Consider the following 17,242-nt stretch of genomic DNA (forward strand, 5'->3'; position numbering starts at 1 on the left):
CGAATTCAAATTTAATGGTTTAAATAAAATTTGGTCTAATCGCTTTCTAGTTTTGTTTATATTATTTTTGGGTTGTATTTCACTAATCAATATTGCTTACGTTTGAATCAACTTTCTTAGTTTTAAAAATATATTTGGAAAAGACTAAGCTGCTTCGAGTTTTGAAAGATTCTCAGATTTAGGTTCAATTTTATATCCATTCTCCTCAAAAGTATTTTTACTGATCTCTCTAATTATTTTTACACCTAAATTTTTTAGTTTTAATTCAAAATTTTCATAACCTCTATCTAGATGTTCTAATCCATAGAAATTACTACTACCTTTTGCGATGATTCCTGCAATTATTAATGCAGCTGATGACCTTAAATCTGAGCCAACTAGATTCATCCCATTAATTGTTTTAACACCTTTGATGTGAGCTACGTTTTTGTTTAGTTTTATACTGGCGCCCATTTCATTAAGTAAATAAATATGATTCATTCTGTTTTCGAAAATTGTTTCAGTTATCTTTGATTCACCATTTGCGATTGTCATTAGAGTTGTAAATGGTGCCTGCAAATCAGTAGGAAAGCCTGGGAAAGGAGCTGTTTCAATATCTACTCCTTTAATCTCTTTACTCTTGATAGAAATCGAATTACCTTTAATCGTAATTTTACTCCCACTCTCTTGAAGCTTATTAGTGACAGCTTCAAGATGATGAGGGATTACTGGAGAAATTGTTATTGAAGAGGAAGTTGCAGCAGCAGCTATTAGAAAAGTTCCAGCTTCTATTCGGTCTGGAATTACTTTATGGGTACATCCGCCAAGCTTATTAACACCATCAATAATAATTGTTTCTTTACCGGAGTCATAAATTTTTGCCCCCATTTTATTAAGCATTTGGCATAAATCTTGAACTTCAGGCTCTCTAGCAGCATTTTCAATAGTAGTTCTTCCTTTGGCTAAAGATGCTGCCATTATTAAAGTTTCAGTCGCACCTACACTTGGACAATTTAATTTAATATGAGTGCCATGAAGTCTATTTTTGTTCCCCCTTGTTTTTGCCTTTACAATTCCCTCTTCAATAATAATGTCTGCTCCTAGTGCGATTAATCCATTAATGTGCTCGTCTATTGGCCTTGAACCAATATTGCATCCACCTGGTAACGGTACTTGAGCTTCTCCAAATTTAGTTAATAGTGCACCTATACAAAAGAAACTAGCTCTTAATCCTTTAACAAGTTCATATGGAAGTTCTTTAATCGAAATAGTTGTTGGATCTATTTCTAGTTGGTTGTTTTTACGAACTAAATTCACTCCTAAATTCTTTAAGATATTCCCCATCTTTTCAATATCAGTGAGAAAAGGTACATTTTCAAGAATTATTTTTTCATTAGTTAGCAATGATGAGGCTAATAAAACTAAGGCGGAATTCTTCGCACCACTTATTTCAACTATTCCATTTAACTTGCCTTGGCCAAGAATCTTTAAATTTTGCGATTTAAGATATGACTTCGTTTTGCTTCCGCAAATCATTAAGACTTAATTTATTAGATTCATCATGACAAACTAATAATATTAAGTCCACCCTATGTAACGTCATGAATATTAATTAAAAGTGAAAATGTATTTTTTGATTTCTTGGGAAATAAAAATTTAATAAATAATTGATCAAAATATTTATGTAATTAAAATATAGTTGATAACAAATTTTTCAAATTACTCATAGAAAATACTTTTTTAAAAATAACTAGTAAAAACAATAATCTAGTTAAAAGATTTAGATCATTTAAAAGAGGATCATCTCCAAAAGATCAAGACTTTTTTTGCATAGAGGGTACACATCTCATTGAAGAATTGCTGAAGTCTGGAAAAAATCCCTCTAAGATTTTAGTTACCGAAAAATGGCTAAGAAAGAATCAAAATCTAAGCAAAAAATTTGATGAGTCATTAATAAATATTGTCTCAGAGGAAGTCTTGGCATCTGCGATTTCAACAATTAATCCAGATGGGATAGCAGCTTTAGTAGAGATTTCAGCAATACCTAATTATCAATTTAATAGAAAAGATGATTTTGTTCTTGTTCTCGACAGAATTCAAGATCCTGGGAATATGGGTAATCTATTTAGAACCGCTTTAGCTGCGGGTGTTAATGCAATTTTTTTAGCTGGAGGTGCGCACCCATTAGGCCAAAAGGTATTAAGAGCATCCTCAGGTGCAGTTTTTCATCTGCCATTTTTAAGATTTGATGGCATTGAAGAAGAAATATTAAATTCTTTACTTAAGTCTTTGTCTGAATTATCAAATGTAGGATTTAAGATTTTCTCTACTAGTAGCCATAATGAGAGTTCAAAAAAACCTTCAAAACCTTACTGGGAAGTTGATTGGTCTAGACGTACAGCATTAATTTTGGGTAATGAAGGTCAAGGTATTCATAAAAAAATTCAAGAAGCTTTTAATGAAACAATTACAATTCCGCATAGTGAGATTGTAGAATCATTGAATGTGGCTTGTGTTGCAGTTCCGTTATTACTAGAACGAAAAAGAGTCGCATACACCTCTAAATAAATAAATAAAAAGTGACTGATTCAAGTTTTGATTTTGATTTAATCGTAATAGGAGCAGGATATGGAGGTTTTGATGCCGCTAAACATGCTGCTGGTAAGGGACTGAAAGTCGCAATAGTAGAATCTTCTGATATGGGAGGCACTTGTGTTAACAAGGGTTGTGTTCCATCTAAAGCTCTTTTGGCTGCAAGTGGAAAAGTTAGAGAAATAGCTAATTATGAACATTTAGCTAAATTTGGTATACATGCTTCACCAGTAAGGTTCGAGAGATCAAAAATTGCAGATCATGCAAATAATTTAGTTTTAAATGTTAGAGAAAATTTAACAAAAACTCTTAAAAGGAGTGGAGTTGAAATTATTTTGGGCATTGGAAGAATTGAAGGAAATCAAAAAGTAGGTGTAAGAGATAAAAACGGAATTGATAAAATTTTCACATGTAAGAATATTGTTATAGCAACAGGCTCTTCTCCTTTTGTGCCCCGTGGAATAACTTTGGATAATAGGACCGTATTTACTAGCGATGATGCGGTTAAACTTGAGTGGCTTCCAAGATGGATAGCAATTATTGGAAGCGGATATATAGGTCTAGAATTTGCTGATGTTTATACCGCGCTTGGTTGTGAAGTTACCATGATCGAGGCTTTGGAGAATATTATGCCAACATTTGATCCAGACATCACTAAAATTGCTAAGAAGAACCTTATTCAAGCAAGAGATATAGACACAAAATCAAATGTCTTTGCGACAAAAATAACACCTGGATGCCCTGTAAAAATAGAACTGACTGATGCAAAATCTAAGGAAGTTGTAGAAACTTTAGAAGTTGACGCTGTACTAGTCGCAACTGGCAGAAGTCCTAATAGTAATAACTTAAATCTTGAGTCGGTTGGTATCGAAACAGTAAAAGGTTTCATTCCTGTAGATGATCAAATGAGAGTTAAGAATGGTGATGAAATAATACCTAACATTTGGGCTGTTGGAGATGTAACGGGCAAACTAATGCTTGCCCATACAGCTGCAGCGCAGGGTACTATTGCTGTTGATAATATTTGCGGTGGTAATGTCGAAATTAACTATAAAAGTATCCCCGCAGCAACCTTTACTCACCCAGAGATAAGTTCAGTTGGTCTCTCTGAAGTTGAAGCTAAAGAGATATCTACAAAAGAAAATTTTACTTTGGGAGTTGTCAAAAGTTTCTTTAAGGCTAATTCAAAAGCATTGGCTGAATTGGAGAGTGATGGATTGCTAAAGTTGATTTTCAATAAAGATAATGGGAAAGTATTAGGTGCTCATATTTTTGGGTTACATGCAGCTGATTTAATTCAAGAAATTTCGAACGCTATTTCAAGGAACCAAGATGTAATTGAATTATCTAAAGAAGTTCATACTCATCCTACTCTTAGTGAAGTAGTTGAGGTCGCATATAAACAAGCGGCTTCTCAAATAAAATAATATCTAAAATTAATGGAGATAAGACGCAGGCCACCAAATCCAACAGTAAGGGTAGAAAATTTAGAATATGCTGTACCTCATAGAGAAGCACAAGCAAAAAATATTCTGGAAGAAATTGTATGGCACAAGGATATTGAAATTAAGAATTTTAAAAAAATAGTCTCTTTAGAAGATCTCATCAAAAAGATTGAAAAACTTCCTACTCCCAAAGATTTTTATAAAAATATTTTGGAGTCAAAAATAAAACCAGGAGTTATTGCTGAAATAAAAAAAGCTAGTCCGAGTAAAGGAGTTATTAGAAAAGATTTTAACCCTGAAAACATAGCAATTTGTTATGAAGGATTAGGTGCATCATGTATCTCAGTACTTACCGATAAAAGGTTTTTTCAAGGTAGTTATGAAATACTCGAAACTGTAAGGAGATCAACTAATCTCCCTCTACTCTGCAAAGATTTTATTATTTCTGCTTATCAGATTTATAAAGCAAGGGTATCTGGTGCTGATGCAATATTATTAATCGCTGCGATTTTAAGTGATGATGATTTAATTTATTTAAAGAAAATAGCTGATAATTTAAAGATGAGTGTTCTTGTTGAAGTCCATAACTCTAATGAATTAGAAAGGATTCTAAAGTTAAAATCTTTTAATTTGATTGGAATAAATAATAGGGACTTAAAGACTTTTAAAACGGATTTAAAAACATCAATAGAATTGATGCATACATATGCAGATATATTTTTAAAACAAAATATTATTCCCATAAGTGAATCTGGAATTAATTGTGCCGAAGATTTAGAATCGCTTAGATCTATTGGAATCAAGGGAGTATTAATTGGTGAAACTTTTATGAGAGAAACTGATATTGAACAATCGTTCAAGAAATTATTTAACTCAATTTAATATTGACTTCAAATCGTGCTATAAAATTGAATAAACAGAGTTGTACTGAATATATATGCAGGCTGTAATTTTAACAGGTATAGTCGCAGGATTTGTGCATGTAGTTAGTGGCGCTGATCATCTAATTGCAATGGCACCAGCAGCGATTAATAATCCCCAAAAAGCTCTTAAAAATAGTTTCTCATGGGGCTTGGGACATTCTTCAGGAGTCCTCTTGTTAGCTTTTCTAGCGATTTTTATTAAGGATATTACGCCATTAAACAAATTTTCTAGTATTGCCGAATTCCTAGTTGGAATTTCACTTCTAATTGTTGGAGTATTTGCTATAAAAAATTCTTTTCAATTAAGTATCCACTCGCATTCCCATAAGCATGAGAATGGAATTGCCCATCGTCACTTTCACTTTCATGTTAAGGAACAAAAAAATAATAATAAGCACTCACATGCTTTGACTGGTTTAGGCTTGCTACACGGTATAGCTGGAGGTTCACATTTTCTTGCAGTTCTTCCTGCTTTAGCACTACCTTTAACAAGCGCTTGCTTATATTTGATTTCATATTTGATTGGTTCACTAATAAGTATGAATCTTTTTACTTGTTTAATATCTTTTACCACCTTTAAAGCAAGTCAAAAATTTATTAAAAGATTAATAGCTGTAGCAGGAGGGCTTTCCTTTTCTTTGGGATTATTTTGGATTCAAAGAAGTGCTTCTGTTTTTTTGAATTAAAAAATTTTTTAATTTAGGAATAATTAATTTAGAGGTGACAATCCCAATTATTTTTTCGTTATTGATTAATCCAAATTTATTACTATCTTCGCTAAATTCAATATTGTCGCCAATAACCTCAACGTTATTTTGATTTACTGAATTTATCCTTTTTATTAGGTTTTTATTTTTAATTGGATGATTAAAAATAACTATTTGTCGATTTTTAAGTATTGATTTATTCTTTTTATATTTTTTAAAAAATACAATATCACCTTCTTTTAGGTAAGGAAACATCGATTCACCACTAATAATCGCGGTTTTTCTTAAACCTAAAAAAAATAAAATAAAATCAAAAAAACTTTTGAAAATAACTCTGATTAACTAGCTTTTACAAAAGCGTCTGATCTTCCTTTTGAAGCCCAGAAAATATTATGAATTTTTTCTACATAACTCATGAGTTCTTCAGCTTGGGCTAAGTCAATATTAACTTTGCATGCACTGCATAATTTGGCCGCCTTCCAAATGGTTTCATGTAAGTCTGGATAAGTTTCTAAGTGAACTGGTTTAAAGTAATCTGTCCACAAAATTAGAATTTCTTTCTTTGTTTCTTTTGCTTGCTCTTCTTTAACTGCAACATATCTAGAAAATGTATTACTGTATGCAGCCCACTCTGCTGAATCAGTGCTAGAAGGAGCTTCTAATGCAATAAGTTTTTTTGTCATTGATAAAACTGCTTCAGCTGCAACTCTCGTAGATGCTGGGTCGTAAACACCACAAGGACCATCGCAGTGAGCATGGACTGTCATTGGGGATTTTTTATCTAGAAAAGAATTGATGAATTTACTTAACATTTCAAATATTTGGTGTTGTATATATATTACTTGGAGATTAACTAAATTGAAAAGTCTTAGATATTTTTCTTACTTAATTTAATTGACTTTTAATAATTCAACTTCAAATATTAAAGTCGCATTAGCAGGTATTACATTTCCAGCTCCTCTTGATCCGTATCCAAGTTCCGGAGGTATTGTTAATTTTCTTTTGCCTCCAACTTTCATGCCTGCTACACCTTCGTCCCAACCTTTTATTACTCGTCCAGCACCCAAGGGAAAGCTGAATGGAGCTCTGCCGATACTGGTATCAAATTGTGTCCCGTCTTCTAGAGTTCCTGTGTAATTTACAGTAACTGTTTGCCCAGCACTAGCTTCATCTCCTTCCCCGTTTACGATATCTGCAATAATTAGACCACTTTCTGTAGTCCTTGAATTGTTGTCTGATGGTGTTTCTTCTGCCATAGCGAAAAGTATAGGATTTGGATCTGATGGGTCTAGTTCAAATAAATTATTATTTGAGACATTTGATGATTTTGCAACAGGTGTTCTTTGAACTGACTGAGTTTCTGATTCAGCAGCATTAACAACTTGAGGTGAATTAAATTGACTGAAAAGAGTTAATGAAACACAAAAAACAAAAACTGCAAAACTAATAAAGACTTCTTTCACTTAAATTTTGAAAGTTACTAAAACTTAGTCTACAGAATGAAGGTACAATAAATGGGTGATTATAAATTTAATTTCGTAATTTTAGATTGTTAATCCCAACTCAAATTAAAAGTCTAAGACAATATTTTTACCCTTGTTTAGGAGGGATTTTAGGAGGAATTTCAGTTTCAACTCATTTTTGGCTGATTTTTATGCCGATATCATTATTTATTTTATGGAAGGGAAGTGAAAGGAGAATAGCAAATTTTTGTTGGGGTTTTTTCTTTATCTTGATAAGTCATTCTTGGCTTTATGATCTTCATCCATTGACATGGCTTGGGTTTTCATGGCTTGCAAGTTTAATTATTGCCATTTTAATATTATTATTTTGCGCTTTTTTGGGTGGGATATTAGTTTATTTATGGGGATTGTTAGTTGAAATTATTCTCTGGAAAGAGGATGTTTTCAAAATGAAAATATTATCTTTAACAGTAAAAGTATTTTTTTTATCTTTGACTTGGGGTATTGGTGAATTGATACTTTCTCAAACACCTTTTTTTTGGATAGGTTTAGGAGAGAGTCTTATCCCAGGTGATATTTATCTTGCTGGTTTAGCAAGATGGATTGGTGCAAGTGGTTTATGCGTATTACAAATATTGATTGGATTTTGGATTTTTTATATTCAAGGTAGATGGGAAAGAAAACTTTACTTTAAAAAAATATTTCTTTTAGGACTTTTGGTTTTTATTTTCTTACATTTATTTGGAGGTTTAACAACTCCAATAAAAAGAAATTATGAATATCCAGTAGCTATTTGGCAAACTAATATACCAACAAGAGAAAAATTAAAAATAAATGATGAATTTATTGAAGAAAAGCTATCTATCGCTCAAAAATATGCTTTATCAAACAAAGCGAAACTTCTTGTTGCTCCTGAAGGAACTCTATCTAATAATTTTTATTTTTCTAAAGGCATTAAGGTTAATACCTTGTCAGGAGGTTTCAGAAATTCAAATAATGAGTTAAGAAGTTCTTTACTCGGATTTCAAATTGGAGATAAATCTTTTACCTCATTTATAGATAAAAATAGACTTGTTCCATTAGGTGAAAAAATACCTAGATTTCTAGATAGTTTTTCAAGAGGATTATCTGCAGTAGGAGGAATTCAACCAGGCTCTGATTCAAGATTTTTTGATCCTAAATTTACACCCCCACTAGCAGTAGCTATATGTTACGAAATTAGTGATGGACTAGAAATAAGAAAGGCTATTAATAGCGGTGCAAAACTAATAATAACTGCAGCAAATTTAGATCCATATCCAGCTAAGCTTTATAATCAATTCCTATCTTTGGCTAGATTAAGAAGTATTGAAAATAAGAAAAATAATTTACTAGTATCAAATACCGGCCCTTCGGGCTTAGTTCAAGATGATGGAAAAATAATTAAACTTTTAGATTATGATGTTGAGCAAAATGAAATAGTGTTCCCTAATTTTTCATCCGAAAAGACTTTCTATACAAAATTTGGAGATAAACCTATTTTGTTTTTGTTTATATTTTTTATGGGATTAAATTTCTTTTGGAAAATTAATTAATTAATCCGCCACCTAATAAAATTTCTCCTTTATAAAAAACTGCAGCTTGTCCGGGCGTTACCGAACTTTGACTTTCTTCAAAAATTAATTTAAATGTTGTAGTTGGATTATCTAAATTTTTCAAAGGTATTAAAGTTCCTTTTACTGGATGACTTCTATATCTGATTTGTGCTTCTACTTCTATCTCTTGCTTAGGTTCTTCGATTGAAACCCAGTTAACCTTACTAATTATTGCTTCTTTATTAAATAGATCACTTTTATCTGCTACATAAACTATGTTTTTTACCCTGTCTAAACTTTTTACATATAATGGTTCAGGCCAAGCGATGCCCAAACCTTTTCTTTGACCTACTGTAAAGTGCTGAATACCATTGTGCGTTCCTAGGACTTTCCCATTTACATGCACAATTTCTCCTTCTTTGGGTTCAATGTGTTTGTCGATAAATCTCTGCATTGATCCATAATGCTCAACTAAACATAAATCTTGACTTTCTGGTTTTTGAGCAGTTCTAAGGCCTAATCTCAGGGCTTCCTTTCTTGTCTCTTCTTTTTTCATTTCACCAAGAGGAAATTCTAATCTGCTTAGTACTTCTTGTGAAAGAGAATAAAGAAAATAACTTTGGTCTTTGTTTTCGTCAGCACCTCTGAGAAGAAGGAAGTCCTTAAATACAAAGCTCTTGCAATCAAGTGTTTCAGCATAAGATGATTTTTTTATCCTTGCGTAATGTCCGGTCGCAATATGAGTAAAGTCTTTTTTGTTTATTGCGTAATTAAGCATCTCTTCAAACTTCACATTCTTGTTGCACATCGAACATGGAAGTGGAGTGAATCCTTTCTCATAGCTTTCAGTAGTTTTTTTAATTACCTCTCTTTCGAAAATTTCTCTTGAGTCTATTATTTTATGATTAATTCCCAAATCTTCACAAAGGCCAGCAGCATCTACTAATCCTTCAGAACAACAGGAGCCTTGTCCTTTCATTAGCCAAAGAGTTAGTCCCTCAACATTCCAGCCTCTTTCTACAAGAAGAGCAGCTGAAAGGGAACTATCTACGCCACCAGAAAGACCTACAATAATATTTTTCTTCTTTTTAGTTTTATTATTAGAAGAAAAAAAGTTCTCTAATTTTTTATCCTTTTGTGTCTTTAACATGGAAGTTTAAATTTTTGAACAGTTCTTCAATTGCTTTGTACTAATTATGAACGAAATTGTATGGCCAACAATTGACTCTAAACATTTAATTGTTGATTCAAAGCAAATGTTGATATTAGAGAAAGAAATGTTTTCTGATGGAATGCCACAAGAAGCATTGATGGAAAAAGCTGGTATCCAAATTAGTAGATGGCTCTTAAAAAAGAAACCTCTTCTCAAGAATGGAATAACTGTTTTTATAGGTCCTGGGCATAATGGCGGGGATGGTGCAGTAATAGCTAGAGAGCTTTTTTTGAAAGGTTTTTTAGTAAAGGTATGGTGTCCATTCCCGATAAAAAAAACATTAACAAATAACCACCTTAATTATCTTACATCTATTGGTGTCACAAAATTAGTAGAGCCCCCTGATGCAAATGGTAAAGAACTTTGGATTGATGCAGTTTTTGGTAATAATCAAACAAGAAAAGTTGATAATAAATTAATTAAACTTTTTAATCAAAAATTTCATAACAAATATGGCAAGGTAATAAGTATTGATATTCCAACAGGATTATGTCCTGATAAAGGAGAGCCTTTTTTAGATAACGCAGTAAAGGCAGACTATACCTTGGCCATTGGTCTTTATAAGATTGGGTTGACCCAAGATTCTGCTTTACCTTTTATTGGAGAATTGCACCATATAGATGTTGGGATGCCTACTAGTAAGCTGTCCAAAATTGATAAAAAGATTTTTAAGGTTACTTACAAAGATATAAAAAATATTGATTTACCTTCTTTACCAAAAAATTCCAACAAATATCAAAGAGGTAGAACATTACTAATAGCCGGAAGTGAAAAATATCCTGGTGCTGCATACTTAGCATTAAAAGGGGCCATATCAAGTGGAGCAGGCTTTATCTCTGCGGTCCTTCCTGGGATAGTTGCTGAATCTATTTGGCAAGTTGCCCCAGAAATAGTTTTAAAAGAAACTATGCAATCTAACCAAAATGGAAATGCATCTTTATTTAGTGCATTAAAGAATATTGATTTAAGTGCGTTTGATTCATTAGCTGTCGGTCCAGGAATAGGAATTGATAATGATGATTGGCAAAAATCAAAAGACTATCTTATGGCTTTTGGAGGATTATTGATCTTGGATGCAGATGCACTTAATAGAATTTCGGAATCTAAGTTGGGGGCAAATTTCTTTTTAGAGAGAAAATTTAAAACATGGATTACACCACATAGCAAAGAATTTGGAAGATTATTTCCTAATATCAAATCTAAGACCAATGTTGGGCTTGCTCGTGATGCGGCAAAAGAATTCAATATCAGTATTTTGTTAAAAGGAGCTAACAGTATAGTTGCTGATAATAAAAAAGTATGGCAACTTTTTGGAACCGATTCTCAGACAGCTCGAGCTGGATTGGGTGATCTTTTATCTGGTTTTGTAGCTGGTAGTTCTGCGATTGATTTAACCTTGTGTAGAAATATATCAACAGATTTTTTTGCTAAATATGTACTTTTGCATTCATTTGCTGCATCAAAGTGCAAAAGTGGGTCAAATGCTTCTGCTATTGGTGATGAACTGACAAAATTAATGAGAAATATAAAAACGAGACAAATATCTTGAAAGAAACAATTTAAGAGAGTTATTTATAGTTTTAAACACATAAGTGTACAAATATTACTTGAAATCTGAAGCGCGCATTAAATATTTGGCCATTTCTTTAAAAGTGTAGGAGAGTTTTACTACCTAAATAGGTCAAAAAATGGTTTCATCATTACCAACTCAATCAGAACAACCTAAAAGGAGGAGTAATGATCCAATAAGTTGGTATTTGCAGAATATTGGTAGAGTTCCCTTATTAACACCTGCCGAAGAGATTGAATTGGGTAATCAAGTCCAGAAGATGATGATTCTTACAGAAGATGGACAATTAAATGAAAAGATTAATGATTTTACAACTCAGCAAAAAAGAACTATAAAAATTGGTCGAAGAGCTAAAGAAAGAATGATGAAAGCTAATTTAAGATTAGTTGTCAGTGTGGCAAAAAAATATCAAGGTAAAGGACTGGAATTACTTGATTTAGTACAAGAAGGTTCTCTTGGGTTGGAGAGGGCTGTTGAAAAATTTGATCCGACAAGAGGATATAAGTTTTCTACTTATGCCTTTTGGTGGATTAGGCAGAGTATGACAAGAGCAATTGCCTGTCAATCAAGAACAATCCGTTTACCTGTTCACTTAAGTGAAAGGTTAGCTTCTATTAGAAAAGTTAGTAGAGATTTGGCTCATAAGCTTGGTGCTATGCCAAGCAGAATTGAAATTGCAGAGGCAATGGAAATTGATGTTGAAGAATTGGATTCTGTTTTAAGACAAGCTTTATCGACAAGTAGTTTAGATGCTCCAGTAAATGGTGATGATGGCAGGAGCTTTTTAGGTGATTTAATTGCAGATAGTAATAATGAAGAGCCTTTAGATCAAGTTGAACAGAAAATGCATCAAGAGCAACTTGGTAAGTGGTTAAGTCATTTAAGCGAGCAAGAACAACATGTTCTCAAACTAAGGTTTGGACTTGATGCAAATGAGAGACATACGCTTGCAGAAATTGGAAGATTATTAGAAGTTTCTAGAGAAAGAGTAAGACAAGTTGAACTTAAGGCACTAAGAAAATTAAGGAATTTAACCAGAAAATTACCTAGTGGTATTTAATCTAATCTTCTGCCCAAATATATTTGGTTAATTCTTCTGAAGGGGGTTCGGGAGCTTCAATAGCATTTTTAACTGACTCCGATATCTCTGCATCAATTTTCTTTTCAATAATTTTTAATTCTTCTTCCGTTGCGAATTTACCGTCAATAATTTCTTTGGCTAATTTCTTAATAGGATCTCTTTTCCCCCAAAACTCCTTCTCTTTTTCAGACCTTAATTCATCTGGATCTGCAAGAGAATGTCCTCTATATCTATAAGTCAAACATTCTAAAAGTGTGGGACCTTCTCCTGCTCTAGCGCGCTCAATTGCTCTTTGTGCTGCTCCTCTAACTGCTAATACATCCATTCCATCAACTTCCTCGCCGTGCATACCAAAAGCAGACGCTTTTCTCCAGATTTCAGGATTACTAGTAGCTCTATCGTGAGCCATACCAATAGCCCATTTATTATTTTCAACAACAAAAATTATGGGTAATTTCCATAACTGGGCCATATTTAAACATTCAAAAAACTGCCCATTATTGCAAGTCCCATCCCCAAAGAATGCTGCAGTTACAGCATCACTATTACTATTACCAGCAACTTCCTTTTTGTATTTACTTGAAAAGGCTGCCCCTAAGGCAACTGGAATTCCCTCTCCAATAAATGCATATCCTCCGAGTAAGTGATGCTCTCTTGAAAATAAGTGCATGGATCCACCTCGGCCTTTGCTACAACCAGTAGCTTTACCAAAAAGTTCACTCATTACTTCAAATGAGGGAACACCCGCACTTAGTGCATGAACATGATCGCGATAGGTACTACAAAACCAATCATGTTTCTTTTTCATGGCGCCAATTACTCCCGTGCTTATAGCCTCTTGACCGTTATATAAATGAACGAAACCAAACATTTTCCCCCTGTAATACATTTCTGCACACTTATCTTCAAACCTACGACCAAGCGTCATGTCTTCATAAAGAAATAATCCGGTTTCTCGATCTAATTCGGCTTTTTTTATGTCTTGAAGATTTGAGATTCTCTCTACGTGTGTTTCCAAGAAAAATACCTTAACGAAGTTTTGATTTGTTAACATTCTAAGCCGTGAAGGGCGATTTTCATGATTTTTTTTAATAACTCTGTAAGACCTTGTGAAAAAAATTTTTAACTTGATAAAATTTGTCTAAGAATTTTCAATAGGATATTTGTTTGGAACTTCCTTTAGACCATTTTCGTTTAATTGGCGTAAGCCCCTCTGCAACTTCTGAGGAAATATTAAGGGCGTTTCAATTGCGGTTAGATAAAACACCTGATGAAGGTTTTACTTATGAAGTTTTAACCCAAAGATCTGAGTTGCTTCGCCTCACTGCAGATCTACTTACAGATCCAGAAAGCAGAAGAGAGTACGAAAATTTGTTATTAAATGGGAATTCTGGATTGGATTTTTCCTCAAATAGAGAAGTAGCAGGATTAATACTTCTTTGGGAATCAGGTTCACCAAAAGAAGCTTTTAAAATTACGAGAAAAGCATTGCAACCCCCACAAACTCCAGCTTTAGGAAGTAGTAGAGAAGCTGATTTAACATTATTGGCTGCTTTAACAGCTAGAGATTCTGCAATTCAAGAACAACAGCTTAGATCCTATTCGAACGCGGCAGACTTTTTACATGAAGGTATACAACTTCTACAAAGAATGGGAAAGCTTGGAGAAAAAAGAAAAGAACTTGAAGAAGATTTGGTTGCTTTGCTTCCTTACAGAATCCTAGATCTACTTAGTAGGGATCTAAATGATCAAGAGTCTCATAAAAAAGGCTTAAGTATGTTGGAAAATTTAATAATCAAAAGAGGTGGTTTAGAAGGTAATAATAAATCTGAATATAAAGATTATTTAAATCAGCAAGAGTTTGAAGCTTTTTTTCAACAAATTAAGCCATTTTTGACAGTGCAAGAACAGATTGATTTGTTTCTTGAATTACAAAAAAGAGGATCATTAGAAGCAGGATTTTTAGCTTTTCTATCCTTAACAGCTATTGGTTTCTCTAGAAGAAAGCCGGAAAAATTATTTGAAGCGAGGAGAATTTTAAAGAAACTAAATTTATCCGGTCTTGATTCAATGCCTCTAGTTGGTTGTTTAGATTTGCTTTTAGCTGATATTGACCAGGCCTCTGCAAGGTTTTCAAGTAGTTCTGATGAAAATTTACGAGATTGGCTTAATAATTATCCTGGAAATAAGTTAGAAGCGATATGTATTTTCTGTAAAAATTGGTTAGAGAATGATGTTTTAGTTGGGTATAGAGACATTGAATCAAAAGAGGTTGATTTAGATTCTTGGTTTGAAGATAGGGAAATTCAAGAATTTATTGAAAAATTAGAAAAGAAATCAAATAAAATTGCAATTAGATCAAATCTTCAAAACCAACAAACTGAGAAGGAATCCTCCACAAAAACGACTGAAGATTTTGATAATATATTGGGCAATATTGATGAAAGAAAATTACCTTGGCCTGGTGGTATAAAACAAGATTATGAAAAGGTTGAGATCAAAGAAAACGAATTCAATGAGGAATACTTTAAGAAAAAACCAATAGAGTTTTATAATTTTTTAATTGAAAAAATTGCTGAATTAAAGTTTAGTTTTGGGGAATTCTTAAAGGATAAAGAGATTATTAATCGGTCGCCTTATTTAATTTATATTTATGCGTTTTTGATCTTATTTGCATTTGGTATTGGTATTGGATTTTTAAGAAATAATTTAAAAAAATCAATTCAGGACGAATCTATTGCTGAAAAACCTTTAATTGCTATAGATAAAAATCAAAAGCTTAGTGAGATAGATATTATTCAAGAAATAAAAAAAAATCCTTCAAGTAAATTGAATTCTATTTCTGAGAAATCTACTTCAATTATTTCCTATGAATTCAAAGAACTTAATACAGCTTCACCTTCTTTGGAAGATATAAGGAATTTAATTAATGGATGGCTTCTAAGTAAAAGTAATTATTTAGCAGGAAAGAGTGAAATTAATCTTTCTAAGATTGTTAGTAAAGGTCTAATTGATCGAACAATCGAAGAAAGACAGAACGATATCAAGAAGGGAATTTATAAAGAAATTAATTCCCAAATACGTAAGATTGATTTGGAATCGCAAACTTCATCTCGGATAGTTGTTTTAGTAGAATTGAATTATCTAGAGAGAATAGTAAAGAATTCTGGAGAATTTGTTAATGAAACATCATTAAATCCCCTTAAAGTTAAATATATTTTGGGTTTTTCAAATAAATCATGGAAATTGGTTGATTTCGTGAGCGGCTTGTAATTACAAACTTCAAGATCATCTATAATAATTAAAATTACTTTTTAATAATGTTTGATGAACTCTCGTCACGCTTTGAAGACGCAGTAAAGGGTTTAAGAGGCGAAGCAAAAATTAGTGAAAATAATATTAACGATGCCTTGAAGGAGGTAAAAAGAGCACTCCTTGATGCAGATGTTAGTTTGTCTGTAGTAAAAGAGTTTATATCAGATGTCAAAGATAAAGCTATTGGAGAAGAAGTAGTTAGGGGTGTAAACCCAGGTCAAAAATTTATAGAAGTTGTAAATAAAGAATTGATTAACATTATGGGGAATGAAAATTCTCCATTAAACGAAAATGAAAATAGTCCTACAGTCATTTTGATGGCTGGACTTCAGGGAGCGGGTAAAACAACTGCAACAGGAAAATTAGGACTTTATTTGAAGGAAAAAGATAAAAAAGTTCTTTTGGTGGCTGCAGATATTTATCGACCAGCAGCTGTAGAGCAGCTTAAAACATTGGGAAGTCAATATGAATTGGAAGTTTTTTCAGCTAAAGAAAAAAATAGCAAACCAGAAGAAATAGCAAAGGAAGCATTGAATTTTGCTAGTGAAAATGATTTTAATTCGATAATTATTGATACCGCAGGAAGACTGCAAATTGATGATTCCATGATGAGTGAAATGGTTCGAATAAAAGAAGTTTCTAATCCTGATGAGGTTTTGCTTGTTGTTGATTCAATGATTGGGCAAGAAGCTGCAGACTTAACAAAGTCATTTCATGAAAAAGTAGGAATCACAGGGGCGATATTAACTAAGTTGGATGGTGACTCAAGAGGCGGAGCTGCTTTATCAATAAGAAAAATAAGTGGTAAACCAATCAAATTTATAGGTGTAGGTGAAAAAATAGAGGCATTGCAACCATTTCATCCAGAGAGAATGGCCAGCAGAATTTTAGGCATGGGCGATGTATTGACACTTGTTGAAAAAGCACAAAAAGAAGTTGAACTTGCTGATGCAGAAGCGATGCAAAAGAAACTTCAAGAAGCGACTTTTGATTTTAATGATTTTGTAAAGCAAATGAGATTAATTAAAAGAATGGGTTCACTTGGTGGATTGATTAAATTGATTCCTGGAATGAATAAAATAGATGATGGGATGATAAAAGATGGAGAAGATCAACTTAAGAAAATAGAATCTATGATCTCGTCAATGACTCTTGAGGAGAAACAAAAACCCGAAGTTCTTGCCGCTCACCCCTCAAGAAGACAAAGAATCGCTCAAGGTAGCGGTTATGAAGCAAAAGATGTAGATAAAGTTTTAGCCGATTTTCAAAGAATGAGAGGTTTTATGAAACAAATGTCTAACGGAGGAATGCCAGGAATGGGAGGTATGCCAGGAATGGGAGGAATGCCAGGAATGGGAGGAATGCCAGGAACGGGAGGGA

Annotated in this window: 15 protein-coding genes; 9 read left to right on the forward strand and 6 right to left on the reverse strand. The window is 32.9% G+C overall.

What is annotated here, in order from left to right:
* Positions 1 to 144 precede the first annotated feature (144 nt).
* Positions 145 to 1,515 carry a UDP-N-acetylglucosamine 1-carboxyvinyltransferase gene (gene murA / locus MK115_RS05760; RefSeq protein WP_287610144.1) on the reverse strand — a complete coding sequence of 457 codons (1,371 nt, stop codon included), beginning with the start codon at positions 1,513 to 1,515 and terminating at the stop codon, positions 145 to 147.
* Positions 1,516 to 1,674: 159 nt separating this feature from the next.
* On the opposite strand from murA, the gene MK115_RS05765 reads away from it, so the two are divergent.
* The 4 genes from MK115_RS05765 to MK115_RS05780 are packed head-to-tail and all read left to right on the forward strand — an operon-like array spanning position 1,675 to position 5,625.
* Positions 1,675 to 2,547, forward strand: coding sequence for a TrmH family RNA methyltransferase (locus MK115_RS05765; protein ID WP_353847956.1), 873 nt, complete (start codon positions 1,675 to 1,677; stop codon positions 2,545 to 2,547).
* Positions 2,548 to 2,558: 11 nt separating this feature from the next.
* Entirely contained in the window at positions 2,559 to 3,998 is a 1,440-nt protein-coding gene (lpdA, locus tag MK115_RS05770) for a dihydrolipoyl dehydrogenase (protein WP_209110862.1), read from the forward strand.
* 12 nt (positions 3,999 to 4,010) lie between these two features.
* Complete coding sequence (gene trpC, locus MK115_RS05775) at positions 4,011 to 4,898, forward strand: indole-3-glycerol phosphate synthase TrpC (protein WP_287610148.1); 888 nt, start codon at positions 4,011 to 4,013, stop codon at positions 4,896 to 4,898.
* A 55-nt stretch (positions 4,899 to 4,953) separates the two neighbouring features.
* Positions 4,954 to 5,625, forward strand: coding sequence for a hydantoin utilization protein A (locus tag MK115_RS05780; RefSeq protein ID WP_079332964.1), 672 nt, complete (start codon positions 4,954 to 4,956; stop codon positions 5,623 to 5,625).
* Here MK115_RS05780 and sodX read toward each other — a convergent pair.
* The 3 genes from sodX to MK115_RS05795 form a co-directional block, all read right to left on the reverse strand.
* Positions 5,584 to 5,985 (reverse strand): nickel-type superoxide dismutase maturation protease, encoded by a 402-nt coding sequence (sodX, locus tag MK115_RS05785; protein ID WP_502923634.1) that lies wholly within the window; start codon positions 5,983 to 5,985, stop codon positions 5,584 to 5,586. The genes MK115_RS05780 and sodX overlap by 42 nt on opposite strands.
* Positions 5,985 to 6,458: a superoxide dismutase, Ni gene (sodN, locus tag MK115_RS05790; protein ID WP_025894879.1), complete on the reverse strand. Its 474-nt coding sequence runs from the start codon at positions 6,456 to 6,458 to the stop codon at positions 5,985 to 5,987. Before sodN ends, sodX begins: the two co-directional genes overlap by 1 nt.
* A 78-nt stretch (positions 6,459 to 6,536) precedes the next feature.
* Positions 6,537 to 7,109 carry an FKBP-type peptidyl-prolyl cis-trans isomerase gene (locus tag MK115_RS05795; protein WP_025928738.1) on the reverse strand — a complete coding sequence of 191 codons (573 nt, stop codon included), beginning with the start codon at positions 7,107 to 7,109 and terminating at the stop codon, positions 6,537 to 6,539.
* Between the two features lie 86 nt (positions 7,110 to 7,195).
* Here MK115_RS05795 and MK115_RS05800 point away from each other — a divergent pair, with 86 nt between their 5' ends.
* Entirely contained in the window at positions 7,196 to 8,683 is a 1,488-nt protein-coding gene (locus MK115_RS05800) for a carbon-nitrogen hydrolase family protein (protein WP_287610154.1), read from the forward strand.
* On the opposite strand, the gene mnmA is transcribed toward MK115_RS05800, so the two are convergent.
* Entirely contained in the window at positions 8,676 to 9,833 is a 1,158-nt protein-coding gene (gene mnmA, locus MK115_RS05805) for a tRNA 2-thiouridine(34) synthase MnmA (protein ID WP_287610156.1), read from the reverse strand. The genes MK115_RS05800 and mnmA overlap by 8 nt on opposite strands.
* A gap of 46 nt (positions 9,834 to 9,879) precedes the next feature.
* Between mnmA and MK115_RS05810 the strand changes: the two genes are divergently transcribed.
* Together MK115_RS05810 and MK115_RS05815 are read left to right on the forward strand one after the other, a co-directional pair.
* Positions 9,880 to 11,445 (forward strand): NAD(P)H-hydrate dehydratase, encoded by a 1,566-nt coding sequence (locus MK115_RS05810; RefSeq protein WP_287610159.1) that lies wholly within the window; start codon positions 9,880 to 9,882, stop codon positions 11,443 to 11,445.
* A 139-nt stretch (positions 11,446 to 11,584) separates the two neighbouring features.
* Positions 11,585 to 12,526 carry an RpoD/SigA family RNA polymerase sigma factor gene (locus MK115_RS05815; protein ID WP_025935352.1) on the forward strand — a complete coding sequence of 314 codons (942 nt, stop codon included), beginning with the start codon at positions 11,585 to 11,587 and terminating at the stop codon, positions 12,524 to 12,526.
* 1 nt (position 12,527) lies between these two features.
* On the opposite strand, the gene pdhA is transcribed toward MK115_RS05815, so the two are convergent.
* On the reverse strand, positions 12,528 to 13,601 hold the full coding sequence (gene pdhA, locus MK115_RS05820) for a pyruvate dehydrogenase (acetyl-transferring) E1 component subunit alpha (protein WP_209110844.1): 1,074 nt from the start codon (positions 13,599 to 13,601) through the stop codon (positions 12,528 to 12,530).
* A gap of 113 nt (positions 13,602 to 13,714) precedes the next feature.
* Here pdhA and MK115_RS05825 point away from each other — a divergent pair, with 113 nt between their 5' ends.
* Complete coding sequence (locus tag MK115_RS05825) at positions 13,715 to 15,820, forward strand: IMS domain-containing protein (RefSeq protein ID WP_287610163.1); 2,106 nt, start codon at positions 13,715 to 13,717, stop codon at positions 15,818 to 15,820.
* Positions 15,821 to 15,867: 47 nt separating this feature from the next.
* Positions 15,868 to 17,242 (forward strand): signal recognition particle protein (gene ffh, locus MK115_RS05830; RefSeq protein ID WP_287610165.1); only part of this gene is annotated, 1,375 nt, incomplete at its 3' end.

The sequence above is a fragment of the Prochlorococcus sp. ALOHA_ZT_50 genome (assembly GCF_022447305.1).
GTDB lineage: Bacteria > Cyanobacteriota > Cyanobacteriia > PCC-6307 > Cyanobiaceae > Prochlorococcus_A.

Bases quoted from the DNA above. Each gene is read 5' to 3' on its own strand.
- mnmA (WP_287610156.1), bottom strand. From the start codon at position 9,833: ATGTTAAAGACACAAAAGGATAAAAAATTAGAGAACTTTTTTTCTTCT.
- pdhA (WP_209110844.1), bottom strand. From the start codon at position 13,601: ATGTTAACAAATCAAAACTTCGTTAAGGTATTTTTCTTGGAAACACAC.
- MK115_RS05810 (WP_287610159.1), top strand. From the start codon at position 9,880: ATGAACGAAATTGTATGGCCAACAATTGACTCTAAACATTTAATTGTT.
- sodN (WP_025894879.1), bottom strand. From the start codon at position 6,458: ATGTTAAGTAAATTCATCAATTCTTTTCTAGATAAAAAATCCCCAATG.
- murA (WP_287610144.1), bottom strand. From the start codon at position 1,515: ATGATTTGCGGAAGCAAAACGAAGTCATATCTTAAATCGCAAAATTTA.
- MK115_RS05815 (WP_025935352.1), top strand. From the start codon at position 11,585: ATGGTTTCATCATTACCAACTCAATCAGAACAACCTAAAAGGAGGAGT.
- MK115_RS05780 (WP_079332964.1), top strand. From the start codon at position 4,954: ATGCAGGCTGTAATTTTAACAGGTATAGTCGCAGGATTTGTGCATGTA.
- trpC (WP_287610148.1), top strand. From the start codon at position 4,011: ATGGAGATAAGACGCAGGCCACCAAATCCAACAGTAAGGGTAGAAAAT.